At 69.7% G+C, this 14,020-nt stretch carries 16 protein-coding genes; 7 read left to right on the forward strand and 9 right to left on the reverse strand.

What is annotated here, in order from left to right; translation table 11 throughout:
• Nucleotides 1-36 precede the first annotated feature (36 nt).
• Complete coding sequence (locus tag ADY59_RS33955) at nucleotides 37-792, forward strand: sulfite exporter TauE/SafE family protein (RefSeq protein WP_049571078.1); 756 nt, start codon at nucleotides 37-39, stop codon at nucleotides 790-792.
• A gap of 30 nt (nucleotides 793-822) precedes the next feature.
• Nucleotides 823-1,041 carry a hypothetical protein gene (locus ADY59_RS33960; RefSeq protein ID WP_049571081.1) on the forward strand — a complete coding sequence of 73 codons (219 nt, stop codon included), beginning with the start codon at nucleotides 823-825 and terminating at the stop codon, nucleotides 1,039-1,041.
• A gap of 2 nt (nucleotides 1,042-1,043) precedes the next feature.
• Here the strand turns inward: ADY59_RS33960 and ADY59_RS33965 are convergent, their stop codons facing one another.
• The 6 genes from ADY59_RS33965 to ADY59_RS50520 form a co-directional block, all read right to left on the reverse strand.
• The gene (locus ADY59_RS33965) at nucleotides 1,044-1,862 is read right to left on the reverse strand and encodes an NAD(P)H-binding protein (protein ID WP_049571085.1); all 819 of its coding nucleotides are present in this window, start codon (nucleotides 1,860-1,862) and stop codon (nucleotides 1,044-1,046) included.
• Nucleotides 1,863-1,891: 29 nt separating this feature from the next.
• Complete coding sequence (locus tag ADY59_RS33970) at nucleotides 1,892-2,803, reverse strand: Rieske 2Fe-2S domain-containing protein (RefSeq protein ID WP_231619023.1); 912 nt, start codon at nucleotides 2,801-2,803, stop codon at nucleotides 1,892-1,894.
• 29 nt (nucleotides 2,804-2,832) lie between these two features.
• Nucleotides 2,833-3,444 (reverse strand): HD domain-containing protein, encoded by a 612-nt coding sequence (locus ADY59_RS33975; protein ID WP_082310610.1) that lies wholly within the window; start codon nucleotides 3,442-3,444, stop codon nucleotides 2,833-2,835.
• Nucleotide 3,445: 1 nt separating this feature from the next.
• Nucleotides 3,446-5,635, reverse strand: a complete 2,190-nt coding sequence (locus ADY59_RS33980) for a molybdopterin-dependent oxidoreductase (protein WP_049571095.1) — start codon at nucleotides 5,633-5,635, stop codon at nucleotides 3,446-3,448.
• A gap of 134 nt (nucleotides 5,636-5,769) precedes the next feature.
• Nucleotides 5,770-6,417 (reverse strand): hypothetical protein, encoded by a 648-nt coding sequence (locus tag ADY59_RS33985; RefSeq protein WP_049571098.1) that lies wholly within the window; start codon nucleotides 6,415-6,417, stop codon nucleotides 5,770-5,772.
• Nucleotide 6,418: 1 nt separating this feature from the next.
• Nucleotides 6,419-6,634 (reverse strand): hypothetical protein, encoded by a 216-nt coding sequence (locus ADY59_RS50520; protein ID WP_156325899.1) that lies wholly within the window; start codon nucleotides 6,632-6,634, stop codon nucleotides 6,419-6,421.
• A gap of 685 nt (nucleotides 6,635-7,319) precedes the next feature.
• Here ADY59_RS50520 and ADY59_RS33990 point away from each other — a divergent pair.
• Nucleotides 7,320-8,183, forward strand: a complete 864-nt coding sequence (locus ADY59_RS33990; RefSeq protein ID WP_049571101.1) for a helix-turn-helix domain-containing protein — start codon at nucleotides 7,320-7,322, stop codon at nucleotides 8,181-8,183.
• 53 nt (nucleotides 8,184-8,236) lie between these two features.
• Entirely contained in the window at nucleotides 8,237-8,461 is a 225-nt protein-coding gene (locus tag ADY59_RS33995) for a DUF397 domain-containing protein (protein ID WP_049571104.1), read from the forward strand.
• 237 nt (nucleotides 8,462-8,698) lie between these two features.
• On the opposite strand, the gene ADY59_RS34000 is transcribed toward ADY59_RS33995, so the two are convergent.
• On the reverse strand, nucleotides 8,699-10,147 hold the full coding sequence (locus tag ADY59_RS34000; protein ID WP_049571107.1) for a catalase: 1,449 nt from the start codon (nucleotides 10,145-10,147) through the stop codon (nucleotides 8,699-8,701).
• A gap of 20 nt (nucleotides 10,148-10,167) precedes the next feature.
• Nucleotides 10,168-10,575, reverse strand: coding sequence for a Fur family transcriptional regulator (locus ADY59_RS34005; protein WP_049571109.1), 408 nt, complete (start codon nucleotides 10,573-10,575; stop codon nucleotides 10,168-10,170).
• A 163-nt stretch (nucleotides 10,576-10,738) separates the two neighbouring features.
• On the opposite strand from ADY59_RS34005, the gene ADY59_RS34010 reads away from it, so the two are divergent.
• Both ADY59_RS34010 and ADY59_RS34015 read left to right on the forward strand, forming a co-directional pair.
• A complete protein-coding gene (locus ADY59_RS34010; RefSeq protein ID WP_049571112.1) occupies nucleotides 10,739-11,815 on the forward strand; it encodes a CapA family protein in 1,077 nt (358 codons plus the stop codon).
• A gap of 60 nt (nucleotides 11,816-11,875) precedes the next feature.
• On the forward strand, nucleotides 11,876-12,547 hold the full coding sequence (locus ADY59_RS34015) for a TetR family transcriptional regulator (RefSeq protein ID WP_049571113.1): 672 nt from the start codon (nucleotides 11,876-11,878) through the stop codon (nucleotides 12,545-12,547).
• A 4-nt stretch (nucleotides 12,548-12,551) separates the two neighbouring features.
• Here the strand turns inward: ADY59_RS34015 and ADY59_RS34020 are convergent, their stop codons facing one another.
• On the reverse strand, nucleotides 12,552-12,848 hold the full coding sequence (locus ADY59_RS34020) for a hypothetical protein (protein ID WP_049571114.1): 297 nt from the start codon (nucleotides 12,846-12,848) through the stop codon (nucleotides 12,552-12,554).
• Between the two features lie 163 nt (nucleotides 12,849-13,011).
• Here ADY59_RS34020 and ADY59_RS34025 point away from each other — a divergent pair, with 163 nt between their 5' ends.
• Entirely contained in the window at nucleotides 13,012-13,542 is a 531-nt protein-coding gene (locus ADY59_RS34025) for a tetratricopeptide repeat protein (RefSeq protein ID WP_231619024.1), read from the forward strand.
• The last annotated feature ends 478 nt before the right edge of the window (nucleotides 13,543-14,020 follow it).

A 14,020-nucleotide genomic window follows, 5' to 3' on the forward strand; every position in this document is an offset into this window, starting at 1 on the left:
GCTCGGCTAGCGAACGGCCGGGTCGGGAGGGGCAGCGTGACAGTGTGGGAAGTGGTCGCCGTGTGGGCGGCCGGGGTGGCGGCCGGAGCGATCAACGCGGTCGTCGGGTCCGGATCGCTGATCACGTTCCCCACGCTGGTGGCCGTGGGGGTCGACCCGATCGTGGCGAACGTGTCCAACAACGTCGGCCTCGTCCCCGGCTCGTTCACCGGCGCCTACGGTTACCGGGCGGAGTTGCGCGGGCAGCGGGCGCGGCTGGCGCGGCTGGGCGTGGCCTCCGCGCTGGGGGCGGCGGCCGGCGGCGTCCTGCTGCTCTACCTGGACCCTGACGTGTTCCACATCGTCGTGCCGGTGCTCATCGGCCTGGCGTGCGTGCTGGTGGTGCTCCAGCCGAAGCTGAACGGCTGGTTGTCGGCCCGGCGCGAGCACGCGCACCCGCACGGCGGGATGGCGCTCTGGCTCGGCGTGCTGGGCGCGGGCATGTACGGCGGCTACTTCGGCGCGGCCCAGGGCGTGCTGCTGATCGGCCTGCTCGGCGCGTTCCTGGACGAGGGCCTGCAACGGGTGAACGCGGCCAAGAACGTGCTGTCGCTGATCGTGAACGGCACCGCCGCGATCCTGTTCACGCTGGTCGCCGAGGTGGACTGGTGGGCGGTGCTGGCGATCGCGCTGGGCGCGACGCTCGGCGGCTTCCTGGGCGCCAGGGTCGGCCGCCGCATCCCGGCCCCGGTGCTGCGCGCCGTGATCGTGGTGGTGGGGATCGTCGCGATTATCAAACTGGTGTACGGATAAATTTCGGCCTTTGTGGGTATAAATCCGTACATGAAGGGTGATCGGGTGGAGATCGTCATCGACGCGGGCGGCACCCCGCGTACCTACGAAGTCGTCGCCACCCGGGCGGGCCGCCGGGTGGAGGTGGCCACGCGGCGGGGGCTCGTCGAGGTGAGCGAGGTGACCCGCAGCGGCACGGCCATCCGCACCGCGCGGTTCATGTCCAGCCGCATTCTCGCCCTCGTCGAGCACCCCGCCGACGAGAAGTAGCTTCAGCGGAAGTCGGCCGCGTGGTCGGCCGCCCACTGCTGGAAGGTCAGCGCCGGCCGGCCGAGCAGCTTCTCCACCGTGGGGGTGATCTCCTCGGGCTCGTCCACCAGCCGGCCCCACGCCTCCAGCGCGCCGTCGACGAACGTGGCGTCGCCCCAGGCGGCCAGCAGCACCTCGCGGGCCTCCTGCGGCGACTGGTCCTCCCACCGCACCTCGCGCCCGATCTCCCGTCCGATGACCGCGACCTGCTCGGCCTGCGTCAGCCGCGCCGGCCCGGTCAGGGTGTAAGAGGCCCCGTTGTGCCCGGCCGAGGTCAGCACGTGCACGGCCACCGCCGCGATGTCCTTCTCGTGGATCAGCGACCGGGACGCCCGCCCGTACGGCCAGCGTACGAGGCCGGTCCTGATCTGATCGGCCCAGCCGAGGGTGTTGGAGGCGAAGCCGCCGGGCTTCAGAAACGTCCAGTTGATGCCCGAGTTCCGGATCAGCCGTTCGATGTGGTTGTGGAAGTAGTCGGCATCAGCGGGGACGTGCGCCGACAGGTAGACCACGCGGCGGGCGTGCTCGGCGATGAGCTCCACCACGGGCCTGGCCGCGTGGGCCTCGAAGCCCGGCCACAACAGGAAGACGCTCTCGACCCCCTCCAGCGCGGACGCCAGCGTCTCGGGGGCGGTGAGGTCGCCCTTGACCACCTCGACGCCCTCCGGCAGGTCCGCCCTGCCGGGGTCGCGCACGAGAGCGCGCACTTTCAGGCCCGCTCCCGCGAGCTGGGTCACCACATGCCTGCCGACATTGCCGGTCGCGCCGGTTACCAGAATCATGCGACCGACGATAAAACCTCAATTCGACTTCAGGTCAAACCCGGCCGCACCTGCACCGTGCCGTCACGCCGGATCCTGCTCTCGAACATCGGCGCGGGCGCCGTCGCGGGCCCGTGCCGTACCGAGCCGTCGGCCAGCCGGAAGGTGCTGCCGTGCCAGGGGCACACCACGCACGGCTCGTCGCCGTCCATGACGATCCGGCCCTGGTGCAGCGGTCCCGCCAGGTGCGGGCACCGGTCGACGAGCACGGTGACGGTGTCGTTGCGGCGCAGCACGAACAGCTCGATGTACCCCAGGCGGCGCGAGACGGGCCTGCCGTCCGGCAGGTCGGTCAGCAGGCACAGGTCGTGCCAGCCCAGCGGCACCAGGTGGGTGACCTGCGGGGCGTGGTTGGCCCCGGCGGCGAGCCGGTAGGCCAGGTGCCCGCCCAGATAGCCGCCCAGCGCGCCCATCCCGAGCCCGGCGTACGACAGCGCCCGGCCGGCCTTCTCACGGCCGCGGATCCGGGCCAGCAGCGAGGCGGAGAACAGGCCGAGCGTCGTCACGTTCGCCAGCATGTGGATGAAGCCGACGCGCTGCTGCTCGATGTGCAGCGACGACCAGTCGGTCATGCCCGCCGCCGCCGTCGGCAGAGAGGTCGCGATCCCGGTGGCCAGCAACAGCCGCACCGCCCGGGGATCGGCCTTCGCCGCGTCGAGCAGGGTGGCCGACATCCAGCACCCCAGCGTGACCGTGGCCAGCGGCGGGTGCACGGGTTTGCCCGTGGGCACCCCGTGCAACAGGTCACGCAACAGCCCCGGGCGGATGCGCTTGCGCACGGCCTTGGCCAGCCCTCTGATCGGCCTGTCCATGGACTTGGACCTTTCGAGCCGATCGGTCAGGTCGATCGGCCCCACGAAACGCCGCAACTGCCGACGTCTCGCCCGAACTGTCTCTTTCACGACATTCCCCTACCCCAGCCGTACCGGCATCACTCGGGCAGGTGTCCCCGGGCGACGGAGAGCTCGACCAGCTCGCGCGCGTAGGCGCCCAGCGTGGGCGCGCCTTCCTCGATGAGCCGGACCTTCTCCAGAACCATCGGGGCCGTCACCTTGAACAGCTGCCAGGTGCCGCCCTCGGTGTGATGATTGGCCAGGATCGGCGCGAACCTGTCGAGCGCCTTGGCGAACCTGGCCTCGGCCGTCTCGCGGGCCTCGAACTCCTCCCACAGCTCACGCAGCCGCGCCCCCTGGTCGCCGGGCAGCATCGCGAAGAGCCGGTCGGCGGCCTGCTGCTCCGCCTCGGCCTGCGCGGCCACCGCGACCGGGTCGTAGATGAACGTGTCGCCCGCGTCGATCTCGACCAGGTCGTGCACGAGCAGCATGGCCGTCACGCGCTGGAGGTCGGTCCCGGGCGGGGCGTGCTCGCCCAGGACCATGGCTAGCGTGGCCACGTACCAGGAGTGCTCTGCGTCGTTCTCCCGCCGGGAGCCGTCCATCAGCAGGTTGCGGCGGATGATCCGCTTCAACTTGTCGATCTCGACGGCGAAGGCGATCTGCGTGTTCAGGCGGTCCTCTTCTGGTGCGATAGTCACGCGCGACACCTTAATGTGCGGTGATCACACCAGTTGGCAAAATACTTACCGGAACTCCGTTGAACACTGCGTTACCAGACGGAACGTCCAAGGTGGACTCATCGGTCAGCGCGTTGGCGCTGACGCCCGCGTGCTCCGCCGCCACCCGCTGACCGCCGGCCGTGTGTCCCCAGCCGTGCGGCAGGCTCACCACGCCCGGCATGATCGTGTCGGTCGGCTCCAGGACCACCGTGAGCCTGCCCTTCGCCGAACGCACCTCGGCCTCGGCGCCGAGCCCCAGCCGCGCCACGTCGGCCGGGTTGATCTGCAGCGTGCAGGTGTTGCTGCCGCCCACCAGCGGGCCCACGTTGTGCATCCAGCTGTTGTTGGAGCGCAGGTGCCGCCGCCCGATCAGCACGAAGTCCGGCGGCTCGGTCTCCAGGCCCGCGCGCAGCCGTTCCACGTCCCCGAGCAGCTCGGGCGGCGCCAGCTCGACCAGCCCCGACGCGGTGCTGAGCACCTCGGCCAGCCTCGGCTCCAGCGGCCCGAGGTCGAGCCCGTGCGGGTTGTCCAGCAGCTTGCGCAGCGACAGATCGCCCTTGCCCGCCCACTCGCCGTACGGGCCGAGCTTGAGCATCAGGTCCAGCCGCAGCTCCGCGCCCGTCCTGCCGTCGAGCGCGGCCCGCAGTTCGGCCACGTCGCGCCCCTCGACGCCGGAGCCGGGCGTCTCGACGGCCCTGGCCAGCGTCTGCCCGATCACGAACTCGTCCAGATCGCCCTCCAGCCCGGAGGCGATCATGGTCAGCCGAGCCAGGATCTGCGCCTCGGACGGCTGCCCGTCGAGCGGCAGCAGCGGCGGCGAGTATCGGGTGTAGTTGCGCACCGCGAACCCGAGCAGCGCGAAGTCGTAGTGCCCCGACTGCAGCACCCGCGGCGGCGGCAGGATCACGTGCGCGTGCCGGGTCGTCTCGTTCAGGTACGGGTCCACGCTCACCATGAAGTCGAGCCCGCCGAGCGCCTCGTCCAGCCGGGGGCCGTGCGGCGCCGACAGCACCGGGTTGCCCGCCACCGTGACCAGGAACCGGATCCGGCCCTCGCCCGGCGTCTCGATCTCGTCGGCGAGCGTGGCCACGGGCAGCTCGCCGTTCGCCTCCGGCAGCCCCCGCACCCGGCTCTTCCACCTCCCCACCGTGTACGCCCTGCGCCGGCCGCCGGACCCGGTCGCGGGCTTGGGGAACATCGCCCCGCCCGGCCTGTCGAGGTTGCCGGTGAGCACGTTCAGCACGTCCACCAGCCATTGGGCCAGCGTGCCGAACTCGGCGGTGCAGGTGCCGATCCTGGCGTAGACGGCGGCGGAATCGGCCGACGCCAGCTCCCTGGCCAGCCGTACGATCACCTCCGCGGGCACGCCGGTGCGGCGGGAGGCGACCTCCGGCGGGAAGTGCTTGACCGCGTCGCGTACCTCGGCCAGCCCGTTGACCTGCTGCCGCACGTTCGTCAGGCCCTCGGCGAAGAGCGTGTGGGCGATGCCGGCCAGCAGATAGGCGTCGGTGCCCGGCCGTACGAAGACGTGCTCGTCGGCGAGCGCGGCGGTCCTGGTGCGGCGGGGATCGACGACGACCAGCCGGCCCCCTCGGCCGCGCAGGGCCTTGAGCCGGCCGGGGAAGTCGGGGGCGGTGCAGAGCGAGCCGTTGGAGTCCAGCGGGTTGGCGCCCAGCATGAGCAGGTAGTCGGTGCGGTCCAGGTCGGGCACCGCGATGGCCAGCGGATGGCCGAACATCAGGCCGCTGGCCACGTGCTTGGGCATCTGGTCGGCGGTGCTGGCGGAGAAGACGTTGCGGGTGCCCAGCGCCTTGATCAGCGGCGCGCCGTAGAGCGCCCCGGCCATCGTGTGCGCGTTGGGGTTGCCCAGGTAGACGCCGGTCGACTGGCGGCCGTGGTCCGCCACGACGCGGTCGAGGCCCTGTTTGACGGCGGCGAACGCCTCGTCCCAGCTCGCCTCCCGCCACAGCTCGCCCTCGCGGATCAGCGGCCTGCGCAGCCGGTCCGGGTCCTCGTCGAGCTTGCCGAGACTGGCGCCTTTGGGGCAGATGAAGCCCTTGCTGAAGGGGTCGTCCCGGTCGCCGCGCACGCTGGTGACGTGGCCGCCGTCGTCGAGGGTGAGGGTCAGCCCGCAGACGGCTTCGCAGAGCGGGCAGGTCCGGTGGACGGTCGAGGTCATCACCACTCCTGGGTTCGTAAGCTGAACTCATCTTCGCCCGTTCGGCCCGCGCGGGGAAGCCCCGGAGCCCCCGCGGTCCCCGGGGCTCCTACCGGCGTCCGTCCCGCCCCTTGCCCGGGACGGACACCGGAGTCTCAGCCCAGCTGCGGCAGTGCCAGCCGCCCGCGCAGATCGGGGGGCTCCTCGAGCTCCGGCCGGAGCGATTCCCAGGTGCGGCGGCCGTAGAGCCGGTCGAGTCCGGGGGAGACGGCGCCGGGCAGCTCGTCGCGCCGGACGATCTCCACGATCACCAGGTTGGCCCGCTTCTGGTGCCGGTAGACGTTGACGCTCCTGGCCCAGCAGGCCGCGGCGATCTCCGCGCCGTACGCCTCGAACTCCTCGGCGGAGATGCCGGCCCTGGTCATGATCAGCGCCTTCTCACCGGTGGTCGTCGGGGTGATCCACAGAACCAGGGGGATCCGGCCCGACCTGGTGTGCATGGTGGTCTCCAGGCAGGTGCGCTGCAGCCGGTGCCGGGACGCCACGCACCAGAAGTGCGCGGCGAACCAGCTGCGGCCCACCCTGGTGGCCGCCGGCGCCGACACCGCGCTGGTCAGCAGGATGAAGGGCAGCCATCTCCCCTCCTGCGCGGCGCCCAGCAGGGTCAGCGTGAACAGGGCCAGGGCGGCGGCCAGAAGCAGCTCGGTGCGGAAGCGCCAGAGCCGCACCAGCGGGCTCGCGCTCCCCGCCGCCGGGAGGTCCTCGTTGGCGGGGAAGATCTGGTTGCGCGGGTTCCTCGGCATGTCAGGACACCTCCTCCGGCACCCTTGGCGTGATCTTGAGCTGGTCGAAGCGCGGGTCACGGTAGCGACGGGCGCCGAAGCCGGTCCGGGTCACGGTCCAGCCCCTGCGCATGCCGAATTCGTCGGGTTCCCAGCAGAGCTCCCGGTCGGCCCACGCGACGAGTTCCCGGATCCGGGACTTGATTCGACTGAGTCCCTTGGTACCTTGTGAGTACATAGAAGACCCCTTTCGCGGCATTACTCGAGGTGGCTTCTTTCGCCGGACTGCAGGCCGATGGCGGCCGCGTCGCAGGGTGGCAGCCCTTGATGCGGCGAGCGAGTGCGTTGGCCTGGGTCCGGCTTCGCTGTGCTCTGATGAGCGATGGTCGCGGCGATTCTTCAGGCGAGTGCGAAATCCCTCCGGCAGGTGGCCTCCCTGGGGCAGACATTCGAATCCGGGACGGCGACGTTGCCGGGGTGGCGACCTGTGGGGCCGCTCTGGAACAGGAGCGGAAGGCCCGGTCCGGGCGGCCGTTTCGTCATTCCGGCCTCCCCGTTCGCGTAGAGAACCTTCCTGGGTCGATCGTCCCCCTGCGCCTGCGGTGCTGCAATACTTTCAGCAAGAAAGATTAGAATTTCTTCGCAGATTGTGCGCTCACTTGCGATGCACAGGTCAATGCAACTTGCACGCAAAAAGCAGAGCCGCACGGAAGCGCGAGATGGGTTGACACGCATAGCCCCCGGCTCCTTTTCCCCTGAGGAGCGTCGCTTGCCTCCACGCTCTACCCATGTCAGCCTTCTGGCAAGGCCTCGCGGCAGTACTCGTGCAAGTTGCAGTGTAAGATTGACTGAACGGCCCAGAACGGCGGGCTCGAAACGATCCCTTCCGGCTACACCTTCATTCCCGGCAAGGAGAGTCGACGGTGCCATCGAAGCAGGGCAGCCCCACCGTCCGCAGGCTGAGACTCGGCCAGGAGTTGCGCCTCCTGCGCGAGCGACGGAATCTGACCGGCTCCAAGGCCGCCAACGAGCTCGGCTGGTCCCCCAGCAAGATCAGCCGCATCGAGGCTGCCAAGACCATGCCCAGCACCGAAGACATCAAGGCGATGGCCAAGCTCTACAGCGCCGACGGTGGCAAAATTGACGAACTCTTCGGCTTGTTGCGAGATGCGGACCAGCGCGGGTGGTGGGAAGATTACGAAGACGCTCTGCCCGAGGAATACACAAGATTTCTCGGGCTGGAGGCGGAGGCCACCTTTCAGCGCAACTGGGAACCCCAGATCGTGCCCGGCCTCCTACAGACCGAGGACTACGCGCGAGAGGTCATCCTGGCCGTCCGCGGCATCGCGCTGATCACGCACAGCGGTGTCCGGAGCCGCGTCGAGGCCCGCCTCGACCGGCAGCGACTGGTCATGCACAGGGCGGATCCCTGCGGGATGCGCTTCGTGCTCGACGAGCCGGCCCTGATGCGCCGCTTCGGGGAGCCCTCGGTGATGCGGGAGCAGATGGAGCACCTTCTGGAGCTGTCCCTGCTGCCGCACGTGAGTGTCCAGGTGCTGCCGATGGACGCGCTCCATCCGGTCAACACCGGGGCGTTCATCCACCTGAAGTTCGCGGAGTTCGACGATGTGGTCTATCTGGAGCAGCTTTATACTGCTCACTTCGTCGAAGATCTCGAACGGGTGGCCGGCTATGAAACGGCCTTCGAGCACATCAGGTCGCAGGCGCTTGACGAGGACGAATCACGCGTGCTCATCCAGCGTAAGGCCATGATGTGGCGAGGTTGACGAACGAACAACATCAAGGGGCAATGGCGCCCCTTTACCCATTTGGGGAGAAAATGCACACCCAACCCAAGATGGCGGCATGGCAGAAGAGCAGCTTCTGCAACGGCGCGAGCAGCTGCGTCGAGGTCGCCCCCCTGGCCGACGGAAACGTCGCGCTGCGGGACAGCAAGGAGCAGGACGGCCCCATCCTGGTCTTCACCCCGGCCGAGTGGGCCGCCTTCACAGCCGGCGTTCGCGACGGTGAGTTCGAGCTGGAGGCCCTGACGGCCGGCGCATGACGAACGGCCCTGGCGAGTTGGTAGCGCAACCCTCAGGGCCGTTCGGAGGCGGGCGGCGAACGGCCCGCATCGCATTCAGCTCACCACGGCGAGCGTCAGAGACTCGCACATCATGGCACAGGAACCATCACAAGATCGCGCGCCACACGGCCATTCGTGTCCGCGCGAGCGCCGCCGGAGTCCGGGTGTGAACTCCGGCGGCGGGACGCGTCCCCGGCAGGGGAGCGCGGCGATGGATCAGGAAAGACCGAGGCCCCGGGCGACGCCCTGGCCGAGGTCCTTGTGCACGTTGCTCCAGTAGTCCACGACCCGCTTCTTCATCTCGGCCGTGACCTCGGGCTTGGACGCGTGGCCGACGATGTTGCCCACCATGTGGGCGCGGTCGGCGTCGGACAGCACGTTCTCCCACAGCGCGCGCGGCTGGGCGAAGTCGTCGTCCTCGGCGTGCCTGGTGTAGGCCGAACGCACGATCTCACCCGTGACGCTGTAGTGCGAGCCCTCGTACGGCGCCGGGTCGGCCGCCGGGCCGCCGAAGCTGTTGGGCGCGTAGACCGGGTCCTGCGGGTTCCGGAACGTCATCGGGCCGTCGAAGTTGTAGGAGTTGACCGGTGACCTGGGCTGGTTGATCGGGAGCTGCAGGTAGTTCGGCCCGATGCGGTAGCGGTGCGCGTCCGGGTAGGAGAACAGGCGGCCCTGGAGCATCTTGTCCGGGGACGGCCCGATGCCCGGCACCAGGTTGGCCGGCTCGAAGCCCGCCTGCTCCACCTCGGCGAAGTAGTTGTCCGGGTTGCGGTCGAGGGTGAAGCTGCCGATCGTGATCTCGGGGTAGTCGCTGTGCGGCCACACCTTGGTCAGGTCGAACGGGTTGAACCGGTATTCGGCGGCTGCCTCGAACGGCATGATCTGCACGTTGACCGTCCACGACGGGTGGTCGCCGCGCTTGATCGAGTCGTACAGGTCGCGGATGTGGTGGTCGGGGTCGGTGGCGACGAGCGCGTCGGCCTCGGCGGCCGTGAAGTTGCGGATGCCCTGCTCGGTCTTGAAGTGATACTTCACCCAGAACTTCTCGCCCGCGGCGTTGTACCACAGGAAGGTGTGCGACCCGAAGCCGTGCATGTGCCGCCAGGAGGCGGGCGTGCCGCGGTCGGTCATCAGGAACGAGACCTGGTGGGCCGACTCGGGGTGCAGGGTCCAGAAGTCCCACTGCATGTTGTGGTCGTGCAGGTGGTTGTCGGCGCGCCGCTTCTGGCTGTGGATGAAGTCGGAGAACTTCTGCGGGTCGCGGATGAAGAAGATCGGCGTGTTGTTGCCGACGATGTCGTAGTTGCCCTCGTCGGTGTAGAACTTGATCGCGAAACCGCGCGGGTCGCGGGCCGTGTCGGCGCTGCCGAGCTCGCCGGCCACGGTGGAGAAGCGCAGGAAGAGCGGGGTCTCCTTGCCCTTCTGGAAGAGCCCGGCGCGGGTGAACTGGCTGACGTCCTCGGTGATCCGCAGCCGGCCGTGCGCGCCGCCGCCCTTGGCGTGGACCACGCGCTCGGGCACGCGCTCACGGTTGAAGTGAGCCATCTTCTGGATCAGGTAGTGGTCCTGAAGAAGCAGGGGGCCGTTCGCGCCGACGGAGAGCGAATGGTCGTCGCTCGGCGCGGGAACGCCCGCGTCGTCGGTGGTGAGTGGCCTGGTCGGCATGGTGCGATCCTCCGGAATCATCATCTTTGACAGCTCGGGCACATGCCCCAGAACGTGACGTCGGCTTCGTCCACGGCGTAACCGGCGGTGTCGACCGGGTCGAGGCAGGGGGCGGCCCCCGCGACGCAGTCGACGTCCGTGACCGCGCCGCACTGCCGGCACACGAGGTGGTGGTGGTTGTCGCCCACCCTGGCCTCGTAGCGGGCCGGACTGCCCATCGGCTCGATCTTCCGCAGGAGACCGGCCCGGTGCATCTTGTGCAGCGAGTCGTAGACGGCCTGAAGGGACACCTGACCCACGCGCTCGCGGACGCCGCGGGAGACGGCGTCCACGTCGAGGTGGTCGCCGTTGCGCACGGTTTCCATGATCGCCAACCGGGCCGCCGTCACACGGAGTCCGGCCTGACGCAGCAGGTCATCGTCCCTCATGCGACTCAGGCTATGTCCTAAACCTGAATCATTCAAGTTTACGAACGTATCCAGTTTGGCTGGTCACGGTCTGCTCTCGACTGGGATGCCGGGACGCGCGGGGAACCTCCTTACATGGCATGCTCGATCCCTGAAAGTCTGAATCGAGCGGAAATGGCGACCGATGAACTTCCCCCGCGTCCTCCCGGCGTTAGCCGTCGTCGCCGCGTCCCTGGTCGCCTGCTCCTCCGCGGAACCCGCCGCACCCGGCCGTGAGCAGCTCGCGGGCCAGGCTTCGGCCAAGCCGACCGCCCCCGCCAAGCCGAAGCCGAAGCCGTACACGATCGCCTTCGGCGGGGACGTGCACTTCGAGGGCATCCTCAGGCCGCGCCTGAACAACCCGCGCACCGCGCTCGGCCCGATCGCCGGCGTGCTGCGCAAGGCGGACCTGGCCATGATCAACCTGGAGACCGCGATCACCACCGGCGGCACCCCCGCCCCCGGCAAGCAGTTCACCTTCCGGGCCCCGGCCAGCGCCTTCACCGCGCTCAAGTCCGCCGGGGTGGACGTGGTGTCGATGGCCAACAACCACGGCATGGACTACATGGACAGCGGTCTCGAGGACTCGCTGGCCGCCATCAAGAAGTCCAGGTTCCCCGTGGTCGGCATCGGCGCGGACGAGGCCCAGGCATACAAGCCGTACCGGCGGACCGTCAACGGCAACCGGGTCTCGATCATCGGCGCCACCCAGGTGCTCGACGACGAGTTCATCCAGGCGTGGACGGCCACGCCGGACAAGGGCGGCCTCGCCTCCGCGAAGAACGAGACCCGCCTGATCAAGGCGGTACGGCAGGCGCGCAAGAACTCCGACACCGTGATCGTCCACCTGCACTGGGGCACCGAGATGCAGAAGTGCCCCAACCAGGCGCAGCTCTCCCTGGCCCCCAAACTGGTCAAGGCGGGCGCCGACGTGGTGGTCGGCGGGCACGCGCACATCCTGCTCGGCGCCGGCTATCTGGACAACGCCTACATCAGCTACGGGCTCGGCAACTTCGTCTTCTACAACTCCAACCCGGCCACCACCGGGCGGACCGGCGTGCTCACCCTCACCATCAACGGCCGCAAGGTGCTCAAGGACACCTGGACCCCCGCCACCATCCAGGGCGGCGTCCCGGTGCCGATGACCGGCACCGCCAGGACCGGCGCCATCGCCGACTGGAAGGCGTTGCGCTCCTGCGCCGGGCTGTCCGCCGAGCGATGAAAGACCAGCTGTCCGGGAAATCGCAGAATCGCGGGTAACGATCGCCCCCATGGGGGGAAGATGGAGCCTGTGTCCTCGCCGCTAGTAGAAGATGACTGTGTGTCACCGAAGCCGCTGCGCCGCCAGCCCACGCAGCGCCGCAGCGCCCGCCGGGTCGAGCGGATGCTCGACGCCTGCGCCGAGCTCCTCGACGAGATCGGCTACGAGGCCCTCTCCACGACCCGCATCGCCGAACGGGCCGGGGTCGCGATCGGCTCCGTCTACCAGTTCTTCCCCGACAAGCGCGCCATCACCCAGGAGCTCACCCGGCGCAACGTGGAGCAGTTCGTCACCAGGGTCGGGCGCAGGTTCATGGAGGAGGACTACCGCGGCTGGTGGGAGGCGGTCGAGGCGATCATCGACGAGTACGTCGCCATGCACCGGTCGGTCCCCGGCTTCAAGAGCCTGCACTTCGGCGACGTGGTCGACCTCAATCTGCTCGACTCCGACTCCGACAACAACACCGTGATCGCCGGGCGGCTGCGCGGGCTGCTGCTCAAGGAGTTCGGGCTCGCCGACAGCCACCAGCTCGACGTGGCCGTGCTGGTGGCCGTCGAAGCCGGCGACGCCGTGCTCAAACTGGCCTTCCGGCGCGAGCCCGACGGGTCGCCGGAGATCATCGACGCGGCCAAACAGCTCGTCTGCGGCTTCCTGTCCCGCCAGCTCCAATCCTGGACCCCGCAGGCCGGCTGACCGGTCAGCCGTGGTCCGGGCGTTCGGCGACAGCCGGCCTGCCCTGAACCTTGAGCGCCTCCAGCAACTCCGGCAGCCAGTCAGGGCGCCGGCCCGGCCGCCCGCACGGCGCCGGGAACGCGATGGGACGGATGTCGCGCGCCTGCCTGGCGTCGAGCCTCGCCTCCAGTGCCCGCAGGTTACGCTCAGCCGATTCGATCGCCTCCAGCCGGGCCGAAAGGTAGCCCGCGACGCCGGGAACCAGGGCCGACAGCACGACGGCACAGGCCAAGGTGAAGGTCAACTGCTTGGACCTGCCCATCAGAGCCCCTTCCGTCGCGGAGGCACGCACCCCCTACATGCCCGCTGACGTGCGGAAAAACGCACTGAGTGAGCATGCTTGGACAACGCGTTGCCATATGCGAGGGCCATCCGCGATGTGCATTGACCGGGCAAAACCGCAGCGCGCTCGGTAGTCTCGCGTTGTGGCGCATGTGACCCGTGAGCACCTTGATCGCCTGCTAGAGCAGGCGCTGCTGGCCGACGACCACAGCTCGCTGGCCAGGCGGCTGTACGACGTGGCGCTCAGCTACTCCACCGGCGACGTCTCCAGGGCGTCCATCCTGGTCCAGGCCGCCGAGGAGTGGAGAGCCGCCGGACAGCCCGCGCGTGCCCTGGAATGCTTCCAGCGCGCGCTCGAAGACGGTGGCGAGGCCAGCTTCGACCCGCGTGCCGGCATCGCCGACACGCTGTTCGAGCTCGACCGGCACGACGAGGCGAGGGAGGTCATCGAGACGATCCGCGCCGAAGGCGCCGCCTCGGCCGCGACCGCCCACACCGTCGCCGAGACCCTGGTCGCCTACGGAGACCTGGAAGGCGGGCTCGACTGGGTCACCCAGGCGGTGCTGGCCTGCGACGAGGACGACCCGGAGCACAAGGCCATGCTCCGCACCCGCTACCGCATCCGCGTCGACCTCGGCCTCCCGGAAGACGACCTCGACGCCCTGATCTCCTGACCCGGGCCCGCCCGAGGACCACCCTCGGCACCTGACGGCCGGGGGGTGTGTCGGGCGTGGACCTGGCGCCCGGATGCCGGCGCGGCCTGACGGCCGCGGTGTGCTGTCCGCGCGGCCTGAAGGCCGCGGTGTGTCCGCGTGGCGGTCGCGGCCGAGTGGCGGTCCGCGCCGGTTTCTCGCTGTCCGCCGGCTCGCCGGGGTTCCCGGTGCTTGCTGGGTTCCCGGGTGGGGCGGTCCCGCCTCCGGGGCCTGGGGGGGGCGGGGGTGGGCCGGGCCCCGCACCAGAACCAGCCCCCCCCCGGCCCCCCCCGGGTGGCCCGCCCCGGGGGGGACCCCGGCCCAGAGGCCGGTCCCCCCGCCGAACCAGCCGACGCCCGCCGTGACCAGCACGACGACCAGCGCGGGCACCGCCCACCGCCATGGCACGCGGACCGGGTCGGTGCGGAAGGTGGTGGCGGCGGCCACGCCCCTGCGCCTC

Origin of the sequence: Nonomuraea sp. SBT364 (assembly GCF_001083785.1) — a bacterium.
GTDB lineage: Bacteria > Actinomycetota > Actinomycetes > Streptosporangiales > Streptosporangiaceae > Nonomuraea.

Bases quoted from the DNA above. Each gene is read 5' to 3' on its own strand.
- ADY59_RS33960 (WP_049571081.1), top strand. From the start codon at position 823: ATGAAGGGTGATCGGGTGGAGATCGTCATCGACGCGGGCGGCACCCCG.
- ADY59_RS33965 (WP_049571085.1), bottom strand. From the start codon at position 1,862: ATGATTCTGGTAACCGGCGCGACCGGCAATGTCGGCAGGCATGTGGTG.
- ADY59_RS33980 (WP_049571095.1), bottom strand. From the start codon at position 5,635: ATGACCTCGACCGTCCACCGGACCTGCCCGCTCTGCGAAGCCGTCTGC.
- ADY59_RS33985 (WP_049571098.1), bottom strand. From the start codon at position 6,417: ATGCCGAGGAACCCGCGCAACCAGATCTTCCCCGCCAACGAGGACCTC.
- ADY59_RS50520 (WP_156325899.1), bottom strand. From the start codon at position 6,634: ATGTACTCACAAGGTACCAAGGGACTCAGTCGAATCAAGTCCCGGATC.
- ADY59_RS33995 (WP_049571104.1), top strand. From the start codon at position 8,237: ATGCACACCCAACCCAAGATGGCGGCATGGCAGAAGAGCAGCTTCTGC.
- ADY59_RS34000 (WP_049571107.1), bottom strand. From the start codon at position 10,147: ATGCCGACCAGGCCACTCACCACCGACGACGCGGGCGTTCCCGCGCCG.
- ADY59_RS34005 (WP_049571109.1), bottom strand. From the start codon at position 10,575: ATGAGGGACGATGACCTGCTGCGTCAGGCCGGACTCCGTGTGACGGCG.
- ADY59_RS34010 (WP_049571112.1), top strand. From the start codon at position 10,739: ATGAACTTCCCCCGCGTCCTCCCGGCGTTAGCCGTCGTCGCCGCGTCC.
- ADY59_RS34015 (WP_049571113.1), top strand. From the start codon at position 11,876: ATGGAGCCTGTGTCCTCGCCGCTAGTAGAAGATGACTGTGTGTCACCG.
- ADY59_RS34020 (WP_049571114.1), bottom strand. From the start codon at position 12,848: ATGGGCAGGTCCAAGCAGTTGACCTTCACCTTGGCCTGTGCCGTCGTG.